14 protein-coding genes are annotated in these 19,891 nt (G+C 66.1%); 11 read left to right on the forward strand and 3 right to left on the reverse strand.

All coding sequences use genetic code 11. The features are described from left to right. Positions 1-7: 7 nt before the first annotated feature. The 10 genes from OTER_RS21780 (at position 8) to OTER_RS21825 (ending at position 13,365) form a co-directional block, all read left to right on the forward strand. Positions 8-1,501 carry an MFS transporter gene (locus OTER_RS21780; protein ID WP_012377111.1) on the forward strand — a complete coding sequence of 498 codons (1,494 nt, stop codon included), beginning with the start codon at positions 8-10 and terminating at the stop codon, positions 1,499-1,501. Between the two features lie 273 nt (positions 1,502-1,774). Beyond that, a complete protein-coding gene (locus OTER_RS21785; protein ID WP_012377112.1) occupies positions 1,775-3,013 on the forward strand; it encodes a family 8 glycosyl hydrolase in 1,239 nt (412 codons plus the stop codon). A 152-nt stretch (positions 3,014-3,165) separates the two neighbouring features. Then, positions 3,166-4,347 (forward strand): family 8 glycosyl hydrolase, encoded by a 1,182-nt coding sequence (locus OTER_RS21790; RefSeq protein ID WP_202796011.1) that lies wholly within the window; start codon positions 3,166-3,168, stop codon positions 4,345-4,347. A gap of 78 nt (positions 4,348-4,425) precedes the next feature. Then, complete coding sequence (locus OTER_RS21795; protein WP_012377114.1) at positions 4,426-6,618, forward strand: alpha-glucuronidase family glycosyl hydrolase; 2,193 nt, start codon at positions 4,426-4,428, stop codon at positions 6,616-6,618. Positions 6,619-6,966: 348 nt separating this feature from the next. After that, entirely contained in the window at positions 6,967-7,386 is a 420-nt protein-coding gene (locus OTER_RS21800) for an acyl-CoA thioesterase (RefSeq protein ID WP_012377115.1), read from the forward strand. Further along, positions 7,383-9,044, forward strand: coding sequence for a thiamine pyrophosphate-dependent enzyme (locus OTER_RS21805; RefSeq protein ID WP_012377116.1), 1,662 nt, complete (start codon positions 7,383-7,385; stop codon positions 9,042-9,044). Before OTER_RS21800 ends, OTER_RS21805 begins: the two co-directional genes overlap by 4 nt. Next, positions 9,041-9,559: a 2-oxoacid:acceptor oxidoreductase family protein gene (locus OTER_RS21810; RefSeq protein WP_012377117.1), complete on the forward strand. Its 519-nt coding sequence runs from the start codon at positions 9,041-9,043 to the stop codon at positions 9,557-9,559. Before OTER_RS21805 ends, OTER_RS21810 begins: the two co-directional genes overlap by 4 nt. 81 nt (positions 9,560-9,640) lie before the next feature. After that, complete coding sequence (locus OTER_RS21815; protein WP_012377118.1) at positions 9,641-10,975, forward strand: phenylacetate--CoA ligase family protein; 1,335 nt, start codon at positions 9,641-9,643, stop codon at positions 10,973-10,975. Between the two features lie 12 nt (positions 10,976-10,987). Then, positions 10,988-11,437, forward strand: coding sequence for an ACT domain-containing protein (locus OTER_RS21820; RefSeq protein WP_012377119.1), 450 nt, complete (start codon positions 10,988-10,990; stop codon positions 11,435-11,437). A gap of 182 nt (positions 11,438-11,619) precedes the next feature. Then, a complete protein-coding gene (locus OTER_RS21825) occupies positions 11,620-13,365 on the forward strand; it encodes a glycoside hydrolase family 43 protein (protein WP_012377120.1) in 1,746 nt (581 codons plus the stop codon). Positions 13,366-13,443: 78 nt separating this feature from the next. Here the strand turns inward: OTER_RS21825 and OTER_RS21830 are convergent, their stop codons facing one another. Next, positions 13,444-14,031 carry a DUF1697 domain-containing protein gene (locus OTER_RS21830; RefSeq protein ID WP_012377121.1) on the reverse strand — a complete coding sequence of 196 codons (588 nt, stop codon included), beginning with the start codon at positions 14,029-14,031 and terminating at the stop codon, positions 13,444-13,446. A 128-nt stretch (positions 14,032-14,159) separates the two neighbouring features. Here OTER_RS21830 and OTER_RS21835 point away from each other — a divergent pair, with 128 nt between their 5' ends. Next, positions 14,160-15,089 (forward strand): TIM barrel protein, encoded by a 930-nt coding sequence (locus OTER_RS21835; protein ID WP_012377122.1) that lies wholly within the window; start codon positions 14,160-14,162, stop codon positions 15,087-15,089. A 242-nt stretch (positions 15,090-15,331) separates the two neighbouring features. On the opposite strand, the gene OTER_RS24635 is transcribed toward OTER_RS21835, so the two are convergent. Both OTER_RS24635 and OTER_RS24640 read right to left on the reverse strand, forming a co-directional pair. Further along, positions 15,332-17,413: a polysaccharide lyase family 8 super-sandwich domain-containing protein gene (locus OTER_RS24635; protein ID WP_012377123.1), complete on the reverse strand. Its 2,082-nt coding sequence runs from the start codon at positions 17,411-17,413 to the stop codon at positions 15,332-15,334. 59 nt (positions 17,414-17,472) lie between these two features. Beyond that, positions 17,473-19,845 carry a tetratricopeptide repeat protein gene (locus OTER_RS24640; RefSeq protein ID WP_012377124.1) on the reverse strand — a complete coding sequence of 791 codons (2,373 nt, stop codon included), beginning with the start codon at positions 19,843-19,845 and terminating at the stop codon, positions 17,473-17,475. Between the last annotated feature and the right edge of the window lie 46 nt (positions 19,846-19,891).

A 19,891-nucleotide genomic window follows, 5' to 3' on the forward strand; every position in this document is an offset into this window, starting at 1 on the left:
CTCCTCCATGAGTGCCTCTCCGCACATCCTGCCTGTCCGCGAGAAGATCGGCTACGCGCTCGGCGACGTAGCGACGAACTTCTTCTTCCAGTCGATGATTCTCTACCAGACCCGGTTCTACACCGATACGGTAGGGCTCTCGGCCTCCGCCGTGGGCTGGATGTTCCTCATCCTGCGTCTCGCCGACGCCTTTGTGGACCCGGTGGTGGGCGCGCTCTCCGATCGCACCAACACCCGCTGGGGCAAGTTCCGCCCGTGGATCCTGTGGACCGCGCTGCCGTTCGGTCTGATCTTCTGGGCCGTCTACATCACGCCCAACGTCGGGATGACCGGCAAGCTGATCTACGCCTACATCACTTACGTGCTGGTGATGATGTTCTACTCGGCGAACAACACGCCCTACGCCGCGCTGATGGGCGTCATGACGCCGGACGTCAGCGAACGCGCCAACATCGCCCGCTACCGCTTCGTCGGCGCGCTGGTCGGTCAGTTTCTCATCCAGGCGCTCGCGCTTCCGCTCGTCGACAAATTCGGCCAGGGCGATAGCGCCAAGGGCTGGGCCATCACCATGGCCATCTTCGGTGGCGCGATCGTGATCTGCAGCCTGGCCGTGTTCCTCTCGACCAAGGAACGCGTTCTGCCGCCACCGGAACAGAAGCCGTCACTCAAGGAGGACATCAAGAGCGTCGTCGGGTGCAAGCCGTGGCTCGCGATGTTCATCCTCACCTTGATGATCTTCACGATGCTGGTCGTCCGCGGCAGCCTGACCAATTACTTCTTCACGTATTACATGGATCCGAACGCGATCCGCTCCTTCCTCGACAACTTCGGGCTGGCGGCGGTGAACGCGGGCGAAACGGTCTCCGCCTGGCGTTCGGTGCTCAATGCGTTGGGCCTGCAGATTCTCCCCGATGCCTCCAACGCTTCCGGCGTCGGCCAGGCGTTCTTCTTCGTGATCGGCTCGATCGTCCAGATCTTCTGCATCCTCATCTCGAAGCCGCTCGCCGATCGTTTCGGCAAAAAGACGGTCTTCATCGTCGGCTTCCTCATCACCATCGCCGCCACCTGTGCCGTGTTCTGGGTGCCGCCGACCGCGATGACCGCGCTCTTCTGGCTCAGCATCATCTGGGGTCTGGGCTGGGGCCCGACGGTCCCGCTGCTGTGGGTGATGATCGCCGACGTGGCCGACTATTCCGAATGGCAGACGTCGCGCCGGGCGACCGGGTTCACCTACGCTGGCATTCTGTTCGCCCTCAAGGCTGGTCTCGGTCTCGGCGGTGCGCTCTCGGGCTGGATCGTTGGCCTCTACGGCTACGTCCCGAACGTCGCGCAGACGGAGCATTCGCTGCTCGGCATACGGCTCGGTGCCTCGATCTACTCGGCCGTGCCGCTGTTGGTCGGACTCGTCTGCCTGATCTACTATCCGATCACCAAGGCGCTGAATCTGCAGATTCAGAACGAACTCGAAGCGCGTCGCGAAAAAGCCGCCGCGAAAACGTAAGAGGGGACCCGCCACCCCGGCGCGGTCGGTTCCATTTCCTTCCGAGCCCGGCGACCTCGTCGGGCTCGTTTCGTTTTCCCTGTTTCCAACGAAGTCCCCCCCCGAAATTGCCCGCTGTCCGCTTTCCCTCTCAACTCTCATCCCTCAACTCTCAACCGGTTCGGTCCCCCGACTCTCTACCAGTTCGCTCTCTCAGCTCTAGACTCTTGGCTCTGAGCTCTAGACTCTCCTTCCCCCTGCAACTTTGCTTCCGCTGCCTCGTCCCTCCCCGCCATGAGATTCCCGTTCCTCCCCCTCGTGCTCGGCCTCGCCTTGGGTTCGCTCTCCGCCGTCGCTGCCACGGCTGCACAAGGCGCCGCTGAAACCGGGCGCTACCGGAACCCCTTCAAGGAGTTGCTCGGCAAATCCGACGCGGAAATCAACGCCAAGCTCCAAGCCGCCTGGCAGCAACTGTTCTACGGCGACGAGAACTCGCAGCGGCTGTTCTACCCGATCGCCGGCGACATGGCCTATGTGCCCGACATCAACAACAATGACGTCCGCTCCGAAGGGCTCTCCTACGGGATGATGATCGCCGTGCAGATGGACCGGCAGAAGGAATTCAACCAGATCTGGAAGTTCGCGAAGCATTACATGTATTACGACGCCGGTCCGTTTCGCGGCTACTTCGCCTGGCACACCGCATTCGACGGTCGCCGGCTGAGCCCCGGCCCCGCACCCGACGGCGAGGAGTGGTGGGTGATGGCGCTGTTCTTCGCGTCGCACCGCTGGGGCGACGGCGAAGGCATCTTCAATTACCGCAAGGAAGCACAGGACCTCCTCCGCACGATGCTGCACAAGAACGAGGAGCCGGATCGCGGTCCGATCACCGCCATGTTCGACCCGGTGCACAAGCAGATCGTGTTTGTGCCGCAGGGTCCCGGTGCGCAGTTCACCGATCCGTCCTATCACCTCCCCGCCTACTACGAGCTCTGGGCGCGCTGGGCCGCCGATCCGGCCGATCGCGCGTTCATGGCCGAGGCGGCAAAGATCAGCCGTGAGCATTTCCGCACGGCCGCGCATCCCAAGACGGGATTGATGCCGGACTACTCCAACTTCGACGGCACGCCTTACACCGCGCGCTGGGGCAATCACCAGGATTTTCTCTACGACGCATGGCGCACGCTCAACAACCCGGCACTCGACTACTCCTGGTGGGCCGCCGATCCCTGGGTCGTCGAACAAAGCAACCGCGTGCTCACGTTTCTCTCCTCGTTCGGCAGCGAAGTTCCCGACCGGTTCAAGCTCGACGGCACACCCGTGTCGACCGACACGAACACGGCCGGTCTCACCGCGATGGCGGCGTGTGCCGGACTCGCGGCCGATTCCGTCATCGCCAAGCCATGGGTTCAGCAGCTCTGGGACATGCCGATCCCCACCGGCCGTCATCGTTACTACGGTGGACTCCTGACGATGATCGCGCTGCTCGAGTGCAGCGGAAATTTCAAAATCTACGGTCCCGTTGCGAAATGACGTTTGTCCTGCGAAAGCCTGCGAACGACTGCTGCGGCGCTCGGCATCGAGCTGATGTAGCCGGGGTCGGTGACCCCGGCCCGGGCTCAGCGAGCCCGGCTACAAACGTATCCCCGCCCCGGTTTGTCGCGTGGGCCGCGGCGTTCGCCGCCTTGCTCGTCTCGTCCCTTGCTGCCGCGCCCGCGCCGCGCAACCTTTTCGCCGAACTCCTCGGCAGATCCGACGCCGAAATCACCGCCAAGATCGACGCCGGCTGGCAGCAGTTGTTCTACGGCAGCGATACCGAGGAGCGGCTCTATTATCCCGTCGATCCGGACCTCGCCTATCTCGCCGACATCAACAACGGCGACGTCCGCTCCGAAGGCATGTCCTACGGCATGATGCTCGCGGTGCAGATAGATCGTCGCGCCGAGTTCGACCGGCTCTATCGCTGGGCCCGAAAGTACATGCTGCACACCGACAGTCCGCGCCGGGGCTATTTCGCGTGGCAGGTTTCTTTCGACGGCCGTCAGATCGATCCCGGCTCCGCTTCCGATGGCGAGGAGTGGATCGCGACCGCGCTGCTGCTCGCGGCCGAGCGCTGGGGTTCTTCTGATGCTGGCTCTTTCAACTACCTCGCCGACGCCCAGGCGCTGCTGCACGAGATGCTGCACAAGCCGACCGAGGGCAACATCACCGCGATCTTCTCGCGCGAGGAAAAGCAGGTCGTGTTCGCGCCGACGCTCGCCGGCTCCCAGTTCACCGATCCTTCTTATCATTTGCCGGCCTTCTACGAAGTGTGGGCACGCCACGCCGACTCGCCGGAAGACCGCGCGTTCTGGCGCGACGCCACGCAAACCAGCCGTGCGTTTTTCCATCGCGCCGCGCATCCGCAGACCGGCTTGATGCCCGAATACGCACATTTCGACGGCCGGCCCTACACCGGCTTCGGCGCCGAGCGTGGCGACTTCCGCTACGACGCCTGGCGGATCCTCGCCAACGTCGCGTTCGATCACGCGCACTTCGCCGCGGATCCCTGGCAGGTCGAGCAGAGCAACCGCATCCTGCGTTTCCTCTCTTCGCATCAGCCCGCGATTCCCAACCAGTTCACGCTCGACGGCCGGCCGCTCTCGACCGACGTCAACTCGACCGGTCTCATGGCCATGGCCGCGGTGGCCGGCCTCGCCGCCGAACCTGAGCTCGCGCGACCCTTCGTGCAATTCCTCTGGGACGCTCCGATCCCCCGCGGCCAGTATCGCTACTACGACGGCGTGCTCTATCAGCTCGCCCTGCTGCAGGTCAGCGGCCGCTTCCAGCTCTCGTTCCACCTCACCGCACCCACCACTTCCAAATAGAACAACACGTCCCGTCACCCCACCTTCGACTCCCGTCGGTTCCTTGGCGTTTGGACTTTTGGCGTTTGTGATTTCCCCATGAGACTCCCCTTCGTTTCCATCGCAGCCATGGCGGTTGCACTCGCCGCGGGCTCGTTGCTCCGCGCCGACGACGGTTATCGGCTCTGGCTCCGCTACGACCGCGTCGCCGACGAATCGCTGCGCGCCACCTACGCCGCCGCGTTCACCGAAATCGCGCTGCCCGCACCGACCCGGCCGGGATTCAGCCTCGGCTCGATCGAAGCCGCACGCGACGAGCTCACCACTGGGTTGAAAGGCCTGCTCGGCGTCGACCTGTCCACGGTGAGTCAGCCGACGCGCGATGGTGCGCTGCTGCTCGGCACCGCCGTGCGCAGCCCCGAGCTCGCCGGACTCGTGAGCGAAGCCGACCTCCGCGCCGCCAGTGAGGAAGGCTACGTGATCCGTCCGGTCATCTTCGCCGGCAAGCGCTGCGTGCTCGTCCTCGGCAATCGCGACGTCGGCGTCCTCTATGGCGCGTTCGCACTGCTGCGTCACGTCCAGTTGCACGAGCCCATCGCCGGCCTGAATCTTGTCAGCGCGCCGCGCATCCAGCGGCGGTTGCTCAATCATTGGGACAACCTCAACGGCTTCGTCGAGCGCGGCTACGCCGGCCAGTCGCTCTGGCGCTGGTTTGAGCTGCCGGACATCGTCTCGCCGCGCTACCGCGACTACGCGCGCGCCTGTGCCTCCATCGGCGTCAACGGCACCGTGCTCACCAACGTGAATGCGAATGCCCTCGTGCTCACACCCGCCTATCTCCAAAAAGTCGCCGCGCTCGCCAACGTCTTCCGGCCCTATGGCATCCGCGTCTATCTTACGGCGCGGTTCAGCGCGCCCGTCGAGATCGGCGGACTCAAGACCGCCGACCCGCTCGATCCCGCGGTGAAGCAGTGGTGGACCGACAAGGTCGCCGAAATCTACCGGATCATTCCGGGCTTCGGTGGCTTTCTCGTGAAAGCCAACTCCGAAGGCCAGCCCGGGCCGCAGGCCTACGGCCGCAACCACGCCGACGGCGCGAACATGCTCGCCGACGCGCTCGTGCCGTATGGCGGCATCGTGATGTGGCGTGCTTTCGTCTACGACAACAACGTCCCCGCCGATCGGCACACGCAGGGTTTTTCCGAGTTCCAGCCGCTCGACGGACAGTTCCGCAGCAACGCCATCGTGCAGGTGAAAAACGGGGCAATCGATTTCATGCCGCGCGAACCGTTTCACCCGCTCTTCGGCGCGATGCCCCAGACTCCCCTCGCGCTCGAACTGCAGATCACGCAGGAATACCTCGGCCAGAGCATGCAGCTGGCGTTCCTCGGACCGCTCTTCGAAGAGGTGCTCGACGCCGACACGTTTCGGCCCAACGCCGGTTCCACCATCGCCAAAATTGTCGATGGCAGCGTCGACCTTCACGGGATCTCCGTGATCGCCGGCGTCGCTAACATCGGCGACGATCGCAACTGGACCGGCCATCCGCTCGCGCAGGCGAACTGGTATGCCTATGGCCGGCTCGCGTGGGATCATCAGCTCACTTCGGCGCAGATCGCGAACGAGTGGACGCGGCTCACCTTCGGGAACGACTCCGCTGTCGTGCAGCCAATCACGTCGATGCTGCTCGAATCGCACGAGGCTGTCGTGAATTATTCGATGCCACTCGGGTTGCACCACATCATGGCCGAGGGGCACCACTACGGCCCCGGTCCTTGGGTCGACCAAGCCGGCCGCGCCGACTGGACTTCGGTTTATTACCATCGCGCCGACGCGAATGGCGTCGGCTTCGACCGCACGAAGTCCGGCTCCAACGCCCTCGCGCAATATGCGCCGGAAATCCAAAACCTCTGGGGCAATCCCGCCACCACGCCGGACAATTTGCTGCTCTGGTTCCACCACTTGCCATGGGACTACCGGATGAAGTCCGGTCGTCCGCTCTGGGACGAGATCGCGCTGCACTACCAGTCTGGCGTCGACACGGTGCGCACCTGGCAGAAAGCGTGGGCGACACTCAACGGCAAGATGGACGACGAGCGGTTCACGCACGTGAAGCAGCTGCTCGCGCGACAGGAACACGATGCCCGGGTCTGGCGCGATGCCTGCCTGCTCTACTTCCAGCAGTTTTCCAAGAAACCGCTGCCGGCCGGCGTCGAGCCACCCGAGCATCCGCTCGATTTCTACAAAGCCCAGCAGATCCACTTCGCGCCCGGCCATCCCGGCGCGCACTGAGCAACCGTGGCACGGGCGTCCCGCCCGTGATCGTAGGGCCGCCGTTCACCGGCGGCCGCAATGTTCGATCGCACCGGCGCGACCAGCACGTTCCCGGCCGCGGGGAGCGCCGGCCCTACGCAAGGCCCTGACCTTCCGCGCGTCTTCTGGCCGCTCGCCGCATTAACCCGACCGCACGCCGCCAACAACCGTGCTTCTACCCGGCGCGCCGCCGGTTGCTTTCCATCGCACGCCACCGCGGTCGAGTGCTAAAACGCGCCCTCGTTCAGTCACCGATGCCATGATTTTGACGGGAGCCAGTCACGATCACGCCTCGGCCGCGTTCCTCCGCGGCCGCCGCCTGCTGGCATGAGCGCGCCCGGACTCCAGCACCGCACCGAGCTGCGCGTCCGCTACAGCGAGACCGATCAGATGGGCACGTTCTACAACAGCCGCGTGCTGGAGTGGTTCGAGGTCGCCCGCACCGAATGCCTTCGCGCCGCCGGGCTGCCCTACGCCGAGATGGAACACCGCGGCGCCTCGCTCCCGCTGATCGAAGCCGGGCTCAAGTTCCAGGGCCGCGCCCGCTACGACGACCGGCTGCAGATCGACACCCGCGTCACGCTCGCCGGCCGCGCCTCCGTCCGCTTCGAGCACACCATCACGCAAGCCGACAACGGCGCCGCGGTCGCCAGCGGCTTCACGCTGCACGCGATCACTGATCCCACCGGCCGGCCGATCCGCCCGCCCGCGTGGCTCAGCGCCCTTTTCTCCTCTTCCGCGCAATGACACTGCCGCAACGACAACTCCTCTCCGGTGACGAAGCGATCGCGCTGGCCGCACTCCGCGCCGGCGTCACGCTGGGCACGGGTTACCCTGGCACGCCCTCGACCGAGATCCTCGAAACGTTCCAGAAGCTCGGCGGCCCCGCGCAGTGGGCGCCCAACGAAAAGGTCGCGCTCGAGGTCGGCGTCGGCGTCGCGTTCGCCCGCGGCCGCGCGCTCGTCACGATGAAGCACGTCGGGCTCAACGTCGCCGCCGACGTCCTTTTTACCGTCGCCTACAGCGGCGTCAGCGGCGCGCTCGTCATCGTCTCCGCCGACGACCCCGGCATGTCGAGCAGTCAGAACGAGCAGGACAACCGGCGCTACGCCGTCGCCGCCGGCGTGCCGATGCTCGAACCCGCCGACTCGCAGGAAGCCTACGAGCAGACCTTCGCCGCGCTGGAGATTTCGCAACGCTGGGGTATCCCCGTCATCCTGCGGCTGACCACGCGCGTCTGCCACTCGAAGACGATCGTGGTCGACAACCATGCTCCGTGGTCTCCGGCCGCAACCGCGTTTGAACCGAACATCCGTGAGCGTGTGATGATTCCGGCTCACGCCCGCCCCGCACACCGGCGGCTCCGCGAGAAGCTCGCGCAGATCGAACAGTGGGCCGAGACCGCGCCGCTGCACAACCGCGCCGACGGCGATGGCCGGCTCGGCATCATCACCTCCGGCATCGTCGCGCACCACGCCCGCGAAGCCGCGCCTCACGCTTCGATTCTCCAGCTCGGACTTACCTATCCGCTACCGCTAAATCTGATCCGCGACTTCGTCGCCAGTGTGCAGGACTGTATCGTCCTCGAGGAAGGCGATCCGTATCTGGAGGATGCGCTCCGCGCCGCCGGGCTCAAGGTCCGCGGCAGGCCGGCCATGTATCGCTTCGGTGAGTTTTCCGTCCCGCGCGTCCGCCGGATTCTCGCCGGCGACGTCACGCCGGAAACCGCGCCGCCGCGCGGCAAGCCGCCGCAACTTTGTCCCGGCTGTCCCTACCGCACCGTGTTCGACGTGCTGCGCAAGCTCGATTGCATCGTCGCCGGCGACATCGGCTGCTACACGCTCGGCGCGCTGCCGCCGTTCGAAGCGATGCACACGCAGATCTGCATGGGCGCCTCGCTCGGCGTCGGACTCGGGCTGCGGCACGCGCTCCCCGCCGACCAAGCGCGCCGCGTCGTCAGCCTGATCGGCGACAGCACGTTCATGCACAGCGGGCTCACCGGGCTCGCCGAGATGGTCTACAATCCGCCCGCGACGGGGCACGTTCTGCTGATCCTCGACAACGGCACCACTGCGATGACCGGCCAGCAGGAGCACCCGGGCACCGGCCGCACCTTGAACCACGAGCCGACCGGCCGCGTTTCGATCGAGGCCGTGGCTCGCGCCATGGGTGTGAATCACGTCGACGTGATCGATCAGGTCGCCAGCACCGAGGAATTCGAGACGCTGCTCCGCGCCCGGCTCGCCGAGCCGGTGCTGTCCGTGATCATCGCGCGGCGCAACTGCATCCTCGCCGCCGCCGCGATTCGCGGCTACGAAAACGCGGCCAAAGCCGCCACCGCGTCGTGCTGCTCCGGCGACTGCGGCTGCAACAGCGCTCCGGCCGACGCCGCTTCCGACTCATGACCACCCCCGACACCGTTACCAACATCGTGGTCGCCGGACTCGGCGGCCAGGGCGTGATCAAGGCCTCCGATCTCATCGCCGCCGCCGCGTTCGCCGCGGGACTCGACGTGAAGAAAAGCGAGATCCACGGCATGAGCCAGCGCGGCGGCAGCGTCGCGAGCGACGTCCGCTTCGGCCGGCGCGTGCTCAGCCCGATGGTGCCCGTCGGCGAAGCCGATTTCCTGCTCGTCGTCGCGCCCGACCAGGTCGACAACAACCGCTACGTGCTCCGGCCGGGCGGCGTGTTGCTTGAGCCATCGCTGCTCGACGCCGTGAAACTCGCGAGCCCTCGCACGCTCAACGTTGCGCTCGTCGGCGCGCTCAGCGCCTTCCTGCCCTTCGACGCCGCGGTGTGGCGCGCGGCACTCGATGCGACGCTCGCGTCGAAGATCCGCGCGATCAACGACGCGGCCTTCGCGGCGGGGCGCACGCTCGGCGAGCAGCTCGCCGCCACCCGCTCCGCCGCCGCAGGCTGAGCAGCTTTCCCCCAAGCCGGCTGGTCCGGCGCCCCCTCCTTCACCGCGCGCGTTTCCCCTTCCAGAATCAACTTCAACCCGGTGAAAACCCACTCCTGCTGGCATTACTCCCCTGGCGGCTTCCATCCCGAGAGCGCGCCTGATTACCTGCCGTTGCCCCAACTGCGCGACCTGCAACTCGCCCGGCTGCGCGCGACGGTCCAGAACACCTACGATCACGTCGAACTTTTCCGCCGCCGGATGCAGGAGCGCAGCCTGACGCCGGATCACCTCCGCACGCTGGCCGATCTGGCGAAGCTGCCGTTCACGATGAAGGTCGATCTGCGCGACACCTACCCGTTCGGGCTGTTCGCGCGGCCGACCTCCGACATCGTCCGGCTCCACGCGTCGAGCGGCACCACCGGCAAGCCGATCGTCGTCGCCTACACGCAGGCGGACCTCGACGTCTGGGCGTCCGTGATGGTCCGCAGCTTCGCGGCCGCGGGCGTGCATCGCGGAGACATTGTCCAGAACGCCTACGGCTACGGTTTGTTCACCGGCGGATTGGGCGCGCACTACGGCGCCGAAAAGCTTGGTGCGACTGTCATCCCGATCAGCGGCGGCAACACCGATCGCCAGCTAATGCTCCTGCGCGATTTCGGCGTCACCGCGATCTGCTGCACGCCGAGCTACATGGTGCACCTGCTGGAGCGCGCGCAGGAAATGGCCATCGACATCAGCCGCGTGCGCGCCGGGATTTTCGGCGCCGAGCCGTGGACCGAAGGCATGCGCCAGCGGATCCAAGCGATGTCGAAGATGAGGGCCTACGACATTTACGGGCTTTCCGAAATCATCGGCCCCGGCGTCGCGATGGAGTGCGCCTCCCAGCACGGGTTGCACGTGTTCGAGGACCACTTCTACCCCGAGATCATCAATCCCGACACCGGCCAGGTGCTGCCGGACGGCGAGGAAGGCGAGCTCGTCATCACCACGCTGTCGAAGGAAGCGATGCCGATGATCCGCTACCGCACGCGCGACATCACCGCGCTCGAAACCGTCCCCTGCGAATGCGGCCGCACCATCCGGCGCATCCGCCGGATTGGCCGCCGCAGCGACGACATGCTGATCCTGCGCGGCGTGAATGTCTTCCCCTCGCAGGTCGAAACCGCGCTGCTCGCGGTCGAAGGCACCGTGCCGCATTATCAGATCGTGCTCACGCGCTCCCACGGTCTCGACGAAATGGAGGTCAAGGTCGAGGTCACGCCGCAGGTGTTCTCTGACGAGGTTCGCTCGCTTGAGGCCATCCAGCGCAAGCTCGAGGCGTCCGTCGAAAAGACGCTCTGCATTCGCGCCAAAGTGAAGCTCGTCGAACCGCACAGCATCCAACGCAGCGAAGGCAAGGCGAAGCGCGTACTCGACCTGCGCAACCAAAACTGACCCACCGCCCCCATGAAAATTCAACAACTCTCGCTCTTCGCCGAAAACCGCCCGGGCTCACTGCGGAAACCCTGCAAGATTCTCGCCGACGCCGGCATCGACCTGCTCTCGCTCACCGTCGCCGACACCGAGGAGTTCGGCATTCTCCGGATGATCGTGTCCGATCCCAAGCGCGCCCAGCAGGTGTTGAGTGACGCCGGCGTGGTGGTGAAGACCACCGAGGTCGTCGCGATCCAGGTGCCGCAAAAACCCGGCGGACTGCTCGTCGTGCTCGACGCGCTCGATGCCGCGAACCAATCGATCGAATATATGTATGCGTTCGCCGGGATGTGCGCCGGGCGGCAGAAGTCCAGCGAAGCCGTGCTAGTGTTCCGGTTCTCCAATCCCGACGCCGCGATCGCCGCGCTCGCGAAGGCGGGCATTCCCGCCATCGCCCCCGCACAGCTGCTGCAGCCGAAATAGAGCCGGGCCAAGGTGGAGCCCGCCGTCCCGGGGGCTTGATCCTCGTCGCGCTGCGAGCCTGCCGGGACGGCAGGCTCCACCTCGGCAAAATCGTTCTCGTTCTTCGTTCTCTTTCTCGTTCTCTCGATGCGTGGCACGGGCGAGACGCCCGTGTCACTTAGACCTTCTGTTTTTCTGTCCCAATGAAACCCCAACCCTCCACCCTTTTCGCCATCGCCGCCTTCTCGCTCGCCGCGAGCTCCTTTGCCGCCGCGCCCGCACCGGTCGCTTTCGACTCCTTCGAATACACCGGCCGCGACGACATCTTCGCCGCGCCGCTGCCCGCCGGCCACTACCGCAATCCGATCCTCGCGGGTTTCTATCCGGACCCGAGCGTGTGCCAGGTGGGCCAGGACTATTACCTGATCAACTCCACGTTCGCCTACTATCCCGGCATCCCGATCTTCCACAGCCGTGACCTCGTGAACTGGCGGCAGATCGGCCACGTCATTCACCGCCCGAATCAGTTGTCCTACGACAAGCTGGGCGTCAGCCGCGGGCTTTTCGCTCCGGCGCTCAGCTATCACGAGCCGTCGAAAACGTTTTACGTCGTCTGCACGCTGGTCGACGGCGGCGGCAATTTCTTCGTCACCGCCCAGGATCCCGCTGGTCCGTGGTCCGATCCGGTGTGGCTCGATTTCGACGGCATCGACCCCTCGCTGTTCTTCGATGACAACGGCCGCGCCTGGCTCGTGAACAACGGCAATCCGCCGGACAACAAGCCGATCTACCAAGGCCATCGCGCGATCTGGATTCAGGAGTTCGACGTGAAGGCGCAGAAACTCATCGGTCCGCGCAGCATCATCATCAATGGCGGCGTCGATCTCGCCAAGCAGCCCGTCTGGATCGAAGGTCCGCACCTCTACCAGCGCGGCGGCTGGTATTACCTGTGTTGCGCCGAGGGCGGCACGTCGGACCAGCACTCGCAGGTCATCTTCCGCAGCAAGGCGCCGACGGGGCCGTTCACGCCGTGGAGCGATAATCCGATTCTCACGCAGCGCGATCTCGATGGCACCGTGCCGCACGCAGTGACTGCGACCGGGCACGCCGATCTCGTCGAAGGACCCGATGGCCAGTGGTGGTCGGTGTTCCTCGCGTGCCGGCCGTTCGCCGGCCGCTATTTCACCACCGGCCGCGAAACTTTCTTGCTGCCGGTGAAATGGACCGAGGATGGCTGGCCGCGGATCCTCCCCCACGGCGAGCGCGTGCCCTATGTGGTGAAAGCGCCGGTAGGGCCGGCGCTCGCCGCCGGCCGCGAACAACCCAACTCAGCCGCGGCTGCCGACAAGCGGCAGCCCTACGATGACGTTCCTCTCACCGGCAACTTCACCTGGCGCGACGATTTCGATTCCGCGACGCTCTCGCCGCTCTGGATCATGGTGCGGGCGCCGAAGGAAACCTGGTGGCAGCTCGGTCAGCCGGCCGGCCGGCTCAGCCTCACGCCACGTGCCGACGCGCTCTCGGGCACAGGCAATCCTTCCTTCCTCGCGCGCCGGGTGCAGCACGCGAAATTCGAAACTTCGACCACGCTCGTTCCCCCGGCGACGGTCGGCACCTCGGGCGGACTCGTCGCGTTTCAGAGCGAAACCCACTACTACTACTTCGGCGTGCGGCGCACGTCCGACGGACTCGTTCTTTTCCTCGAACTCATGAACGGTCCCACGCCGGAAATCGTCGCGACAACGAAGCTCGACGCGGCGGCGGATGCGCCGATCACGCTCCGGCTCGTAGGGAACGAGATGACGCTGGGCTTCGACTACCGCGTTTCGAACGGCGAGTGGAAATCATTCGTCCCCGCGGCTGACACGCAGCCGATCACCGTACAAGCCGCCGGCGGCGGGCTGCACTTCACCGGCGCCGTGGTCGGCATGCACGCGCGGACCGAGTAGCACACGTTGATTCCGTTGGGGCGCACCTGGGTGCGCCCCGCTGCGGGCAGCAACCGCGACTTCTCGGCCGAATCACGATCACGATACGCACGAAACGCGCTTCGCTGCCTTGCCTCCCGGCGCCTCGCCGTACAGCCCGACCATCTGCCGCACGGTCCGAAGATTTCGCACCGTGCACTCGCAGCCTTTCAGCGCCTTGCCCATCAGCGGCGCCGCGAGGCTGTCCACGCTGATCTTGCCGCGACACAGCCAGTAGATCTCGCGTCCTTTCAGCCGAAACTCGTCTTTCGCTCCATTCAGCGCGGCGACAGCGCGCGCCACCTCGGCGGGCGGAGCCGCGCGCAGGAACAGCACGTTCAGCGAGTTCGTCTCGTTCTCCATGTCGCCAGACGAAAACGGCCGGTGGCCACCGACGGTCGCGAGCTCCGCCATCGACCGCAGCATCGTCGGCACGTCGTAGCCCAACTCGGCCGCCAGGTGTCGCTCGATCTTGCGTTCGAGCGCCGCGAGATCCGTGGTGGCGGTCTCGAAAATGACGTTGCCGCTGGCGATGAACGTTTCGACGCCACGCAGTTTCAGCGCGGCGAAATGTCCGCGCAACGCGTCCATCTTCACGCGATGTCCACCAACGTTGATTCCCCGCAAAAACGCGACGAGCCGGGCCATGAGCGGCCGAAGGTGCGCGTCGCCCCACCGAAGGCAAGCCGCCGGCCCGTCATCGCGGTGGATCCGCGCAGCCGACAGCCGCCGCGATTGTGGCTTGTCCGCGCGGCGGTTGCCGATTCGCTAGCAGCATGCCCCGCCCCACCGATTCCGATCACGCTCTCTCCCGTCGGCAATTCATCGCGCTCGCCAGCCTGGTGCCCGCGCTCGCCGCCGCGCCCTCGCTGCTCCGCGCCGCCACGTCGAGCGCGCCGGCTCGCGCCACCGCCAAAACGATCCCGATAGGCATCGAGCTCTACGCCGTCCGCAATGAGCTGAATCGCGATCTCATGGGCACGCTCAAGCAGGTTGCCAGCTTCGGCTACGAAGCCGTCGAGTTCTACGCCCCCTATTTCGAATGGACCCCGGCTCGCGCGAAGGAGGTTCGCCACCAGCTCGACGATCTCGGGCTTCGCTGTCTCTCCACGCACAATCACATCGCCGCCTTCACGCCGGGCGACGGAATCGCGAAGGCGATCGAACTGAACTCGATCCTCGGCGCGCGACAGGTCGTGATGGCCAGCGCGCCGCGCGAGGCCACGACGAATCTGGACGGTTGGAAAAAGCTCTGCGCCCAGCTTTCCGCCGCGACTGAGCAATTCCAACCACACGGGCTGACCGCCGGTTTCCACAATCACCAGGCCGAGTGGCAAAAGACCGACGGCGATCAGCGGATCCTCGACGTGATCGCCGCGAACACCCCACCGCAGTTCGTGCTGCAGCTCGACGTCGGCACCTGCCTCGAGGCGGGACAGGATCCGGTCGCGTGGATTCGCTCGCATCCGGGTCGGATCCGCAGCGTGCATTTGAAGGACTGGGCGCCCGGCAGCGAAGCCGACGAGAAACGTTACCGCGTGCTTTTCGGCGAAGGCATCGCCCCGTGGTCCGAAATCGTGGCGGCCGCCGAATCGGTCGGCGGTGTGGAAGTTTTCCTCATGGAGCAGGAAGGCAGCCGGTTCTCCGAGCTCGAAACCGCGCAACGCAGCCTCGCGCTCTGGAAAAAATTCCGCGGCGAAAGCTAGAGCAATCAGCTGGTAGGAAGCCTGCGGAGGTGGAACGCCTGGCCCCACGGCTTTGGCGTTGTCCCGGTCGCGTCAGCCTGCCCGCGAAGTCTCGACCGCCTATTGAAACCAGGCGGACGGTAGGGCGGCACCGCTGGGGCCGCCGAAATTTTCCGCGATGTTCGCTCGTCCTCGCTGCCCGCCTGGCGGTCGGGTGCTACCTTGTCAGCCCGCTGCGTGAGCGCCGGGTTAGGATCACCGCCTCAGCGCGCCTCCATCTCGACCGCCGTTCCCGCCAGCCCCGCTTCGGGCAGCTGCACCTCGCGCGTCTGTCCATCGACGGTTACGCGCAAGGTGCGGAGCTTCTGCGCCGGATCGACCACGCGCAGCGTTTTGGGGCCGACCAAAACCACCGCCGGCTCGCTCACGGCAATCCGCCGCCGGTCCGGCAGCTCGAATTCGCCCGCCGACCAGAAGACGACCGCCGTCTTGTTCCCCGAAAGCGCAACCGCCTGCATCGTGGCGGAGTTGGCCAGCACGCGCACGCTAACGTCGTTCGCCGCGACCGGCGAAATGCGATAGGCGTAGTGCGTCGCGCTCGAGCCGCGCCCGTGGTCGAGCCACAACAAAAAGATATCCTTCGTCACATCCGCCGTCGGTGCTTCCGGATTGTCGAAGACGCGGTGCCAGTTGCCGGTCACCGCCCCCGTCTGCAGCTTCAGTTCGCCGCCATCGAGGAACGTATAGCGCCAGCCGTCGTGTTCGACCTCGCTGACTCCCGCCAGATCATGGCGCCCCGCGCTGACCGTCGTTACGGCGGTTCCGCGGCGCACCGTCACGTCGCCGCGCAGCAAGCTTTGGTTGAGCGTCGTCGCCGTGACGGCGTCGGCCGGTCCGCTGATCTCCGCGCCGAGGCACACGATGGTGTCGCCCGCGAAAAACCACGACTTCTTGGCGCGCACTCCATCGCGCTGATAATCGAGCACCGCGCAGCCGTCCTCGCCATCCGTCACGGCGCCGACGAAGTCCCGCGGCACCGCCGCAGTCTTGAAGCTCGGCAACGGCCCCTCGACGCACGTGACACCCGGCAGCTTCCGCCAGTCCCACACCGGAAAGATATTCTCGTATTCGCCATTGTCGCGATAGAGCAACAGCACGCCGTCGCCGGTGTGGTAGCCGGCGAGATTTTCACTGTTCACCACCTCGGCTCCGATCACGCGATTCGAGGACATCTTCAACGTCGCACAGAACGCCGGGCGCCGGTGCACGAGGTAGTCCGAGCGCCAGAAATACCGGTCGCCGACGAGATCGTTCGGCGCGCCCGTCTGGTTGCGCGCGACGAATGCGCGATACGCCTTCGCTTCGGCGGGATCGAACTCCGCCGCTTGCTGCATGACGCGCGCGGCCGTCGCGGTCTTACTCCGCGGCGCGCGAGGCATCAGCTGCCGCGCGCACGCGCTCACGTCCATCGCTCCACGCCACGATACCCAGGCCTGTCCGTCGAGCAGGTAACGCCGGAAGACTGCGAGTTGCTCGTCCGCCAGTTGCCAGTCCGTGCCGCGCAGGATCAACGCCCAACGCGCGGTCTCCACCGCGAACGACAACCCATAGTTGCCGAACTGCTGCTGGGGGCCGTGCTGATGAAAACTGAAATCCGGCTGAATCCCCTCCGTCGTGGACACCCGCACTTCGCTCCAGATGGCGTCCGCCGCCTCGCGCACGATCGCTTCGTCGCCCAGCAGCAACCCGCGCATCAGCGCGTTGCCGGCGAGCCACACCTTGTTCTGACCCGTGAGCCGGATCGGATACCGCGCCAGGGAAACGCCGGTCGTATACGCGAGCTCCATCGGCTGCAGTTCCTCCCCCAGTAGCAAGGCCACCGCTCCGACCTCCTTCGGGATTCCAATCTCGTTATACCACCAGTTCGGACACTGAAAATCGTGCGCGATCCAGTAGCCGAAAGCCTGGTGCGTCGCGTCGAGCAGCTCGGCGCGACCCTGCTCGCCGGCGTTCAGCCGGGCCGCGGTGATCACCATGGCCCGCATCCGCTGCCAATGCCCCAGCGGCGCCCAGCCGGAACGCGCTTGCGAGGTGTAGTCGATGTCCGCCCACGAACCATCTGCGTGCACCGATGCCGCCCATCGCTGCGCCGTGTTCGGATCCGGCAGCAGCTCCTGCGGCGCGCGCGCAATCTCTCCCTCGATCGCGCCCACATGAAAGGCGTGGAACTGCGCGATCGCACGCTGCATATCGGCCGAGCGCGTGCCCGGCTCCGCGGCACGCGCGGTCGCCGCCACCGCGACCGCGAAGATCAACCGGCCAACCCAGGAAATGAGAAAACGCATGATGAGGTCTCCGTCGGTTTGTTATCTGATGAGACCGACGCACCACCGGGGGCGTGGTTTCAATCGTTGCGCGTCGCTTCGAGTTCCGCGAGCGCCTGCCGCGCGGGCCCGAAATCGGGCTGCAGCTCCAGCGTCCGTCGAAAATGACGCCGTGCGTCCGCCTGCCGCGCGGGCGCCCCGGAGAGAGCCACGCCCAACGCGTAGTGCGCCTCCATCATGTCCGGCGCAAGCCGCACGGCCGCTTCCAGCTCGCGGATCGCATCGGGCGTGCGCGCCGGATCGCGGAGCAGCGCGACGCCGAATGCCTGCCGCAGCTCCGCCGACTCCGGCTGCACGGCCACCGCTTGCTGCAGGTGCTCGGTGGCCTCGCGCAAACGCTCCGGGATCGTCAGCAAGATCCGGCCGAGCAGCCCGTGCGCTTCGCCCAGCGTTGGTGCGATCCGGAGCGCTGCCTCCAACTGCTCGATCGCTTCTGCGCCGTGCTCTGGTTGCGATGCGAGCGCCCTGGCGAGATTCATACGAGCTTCCGCCGAGTTCGGATCGAGCTCCACGGCCGTGCGAAACTCCGCCAGCGCCTCGGCTTCGCGGCCCGGCACATTCGCGAGCGCCACGCCGAGCCGGTTGCGCAACGCGGCCGCGTCCGGCTGCAGACTCACCGCCGCCGCAAACTCCTCCGCCGCTTCGGCCGACCGACCGGCGCGCAGCAACGCGACGCCGAGATTGTCGCGCACACCGGCGGACGACGGATCCATCCTCGCCGCTTCGCGCAGGTGGGTAATGCCGTCATCGAGTCGTCCCGGCATCGACGTCAGCAACACGCCGAGATTGTTGCGCGGATTGATCAGCTCCGGCTGCACTCGGATCGCCTGCTCGTAGCTCGCGATCGCCTCCGCCATCCGCGTCGGATCTTTGGCCAACGCCAAGCCGAGATTGTTCAACGCAGGCGCATTCTGCGGGTCGGCCTGAGCCGCCGCGCAAAAATGCTCGATCGCTTCCGCGTTCCGCTCCGGCCGGGACGCGAGGATCTCGCCGAGATTGTTGTGCGCCATCGACGATCCCGGATTCCGAGCGAGCGTCGCCCGCCACAGCGTTTCCGCATCGCGATAGTGGCCGCTCTGCCGCCACGTCGCCGCGGCGAGCGTCAGGAGCAGGACCGTCGCAGCTATCGGCGCGATCGCGCGAGCCCTCCGCGGCAGCCGGCGGCCGGCCAGCACAAATCCGAACGCCGCCGGCACAATCACGCCGAGACTCGCGAGATAAGCGAAATGATCCGCGACGTAGGAATAGAGAAACGGGTAAACGTCGAAAAAACCGAGCGCCGGAAACAAGGTGCCGGCGAAAAACAAAAACGCCGCGAGCGGACCGCGGTAGCGGCGCGCCAGTGCGATGAGTCCGATCAGCAGCGCGAGCACTGCCAGCGGGAAAACCCACTGCCATGCGTTGCCAGCATCGATCGTCCACCGCGGATAGATGAAAACGAGCTCCGTCGGCCAGAGCAGTTTCCCAAGGTAGAACAGAATCGCGCGGCCGGCCACGAGCCCGCGCTCGAAAAAATCCAGCGCGAACGCATCGCCGCGCGCGCCGATGTGCGTCCGTTCGACCCACGCGGTGAACAGCCCCGCGGTGACTCCGGCCGCCAACCACGGCACCAGCGGCAGCACGTCGCGCCGCCAGCCGAGCCGCCCGCGCCGCCACCAGAGCACGACCATCAACGCAGCCGGCAGCGTGGCGGTGACTGTCTTGGTCAGCAGCGCGCAAAGGAAGAGGAACGACGCGAGGAAATACCCGAACGAAAGCAGCCGGTGGCGGCCCTGCTCTCCCGTGGACATCGGCATGTAGCCGGCCTCGCTGAGGCCGGCGCCGGGGTCACCGCCCCCGGCTACATCAGATGAACGCGACGCAGCCGCCGGAGTCCCGTTCCCGGAATACCACTTCAAAAACACCAGCGCCGCGGCGAGGTAGAACACCGCGGAAAGCGTGTTCTTCTGCTCCGAGATCCACGCCACCGACTCCACGCCGACCGGATGCAGCGCAAAAAGCGCTCCGGCCAGCCACGCCGTCGCGTTTTCCCGCGCGCCGAAGAGCCGGCGAACGATCGCGACCACCAGCAACGCCGCCAGCGTGTGCAGGACCACGTTCATCAGATGATAGCCGGTCACCGACTCGCCCCACAGCCGGTGTTCGAGCCAGAACCCTGAATGCAGCAACGGATAATATTGCTGCGTCGCGCCGACGTCGGTCCAGATCCGCATGAGACCGCTCACACTGCGCAGCTCCGGCCGCGTGAGGTGTCCGTCATCGTCCCACAGCAACCCGCCGCGCAGCGCCGGCGCATAGGCCAGCAGCGTCAGGGTCAGCAAGAGCAGCCCGCCCGCGGCCCAACGCAGCCCTCGGCAGGAGCTGAAATCCGGCAAAACAGCGGACGGTTTCATCCGTATTCAACGAAGAACGAACCGCCCCGCCGTCGCAATGGATAAC

It is taken from the genome of Opitutus terrae PB90-1 (assembly GCF_000019965.1).
Classification (GTDB): Bacteria; Verrucomicrobiota; Verrucomicrobiia; order Opitutales; family Opitutaceae; genus Opitutus; species Opitutus terrae.

Excerpts from the sequence above, each read along its gene's own strand:
- OTER_RS21780 (WP_012377111.1), top strand. The coding sequence starts at position 8 with ATGAGTGCCTCTCCGCACATCCTGCCTGTCCGCGAGAAGATCGGCTAC.
- OTER_RS21785 (WP_012377112.1), top strand. The coding sequence starts at position 1,775 with ATGAGATTCCCGTTCCTCCCCCTCGTGCTCGGCCTCGCCTTGGGTTCG.
- OTER_RS21795 (WP_012377114.1), top strand. The coding sequence starts at position 4,426 with ATGAGACTCCCCTTCGTTTCCATCGCAGCCATGGCGGTTGCACTCGCC.
- OTER_RS21800 (WP_012377115.1), top strand. The coding sequence starts at position 6,967 with ATGAGCGCGCCCGGACTCCAGCACCGCACCGAGCTGCGCGTCCGCTAC.
- OTER_RS21805 (WP_012377116.1), top strand. The coding sequence starts at position 7,383 with ATGACACTGCCGCAACGACAACTCCTCTCCGGTGACGAAGCGATCGCG.
- OTER_RS21810 (WP_012377117.1), top strand. The coding sequence starts at position 9,041 with ATGACCACCCCCGACACCGTTACCAACATCGTGGTCGCCGGACTCGGC.
- OTER_RS21820 (WP_012377119.1), top strand. The coding sequence starts at position 10,988 with ATGAAAATTCAACAACTCTCGCTCTTCGCCGAAAACCGCCCGGGCTCA.
- OTER_RS21825 (WP_012377120.1), top strand. The coding sequence starts at position 11,620 with ATGAAACCCCAACCCTCCACCCTTTTCGCCATCGCCGCCTTCTCGCTC.
- OTER_RS21830 (WP_012377121.1), bottom strand. The coding sequence starts at position 14,031 with ATGGCCCGGCTCGTCGCGTTTTTGCGGGGAATCAACGTTGGTGGACAT.
- OTER_RS21835 (WP_012377122.1), top strand. The coding sequence starts at position 14,160 with ATGCCCCGCCCCACCGATTCCGATCACGCTCTCTCCCGTCGGCAATTC.
- OTER_RS24635 (WP_012377123.1), bottom strand. The coding sequence starts at position 17,413 with ATGCGTTTTCTCATTTCCTGGGTTGGCCGGTTGATCTTCGCGGTCGCG.
- OTER_RS24640 (WP_012377124.1), bottom strand. The coding sequence starts at position 19,845 with ATGAAACCGTCCGCTGTTTTGCCGGATTTCAGCTCCTGCCGAGGGCTG.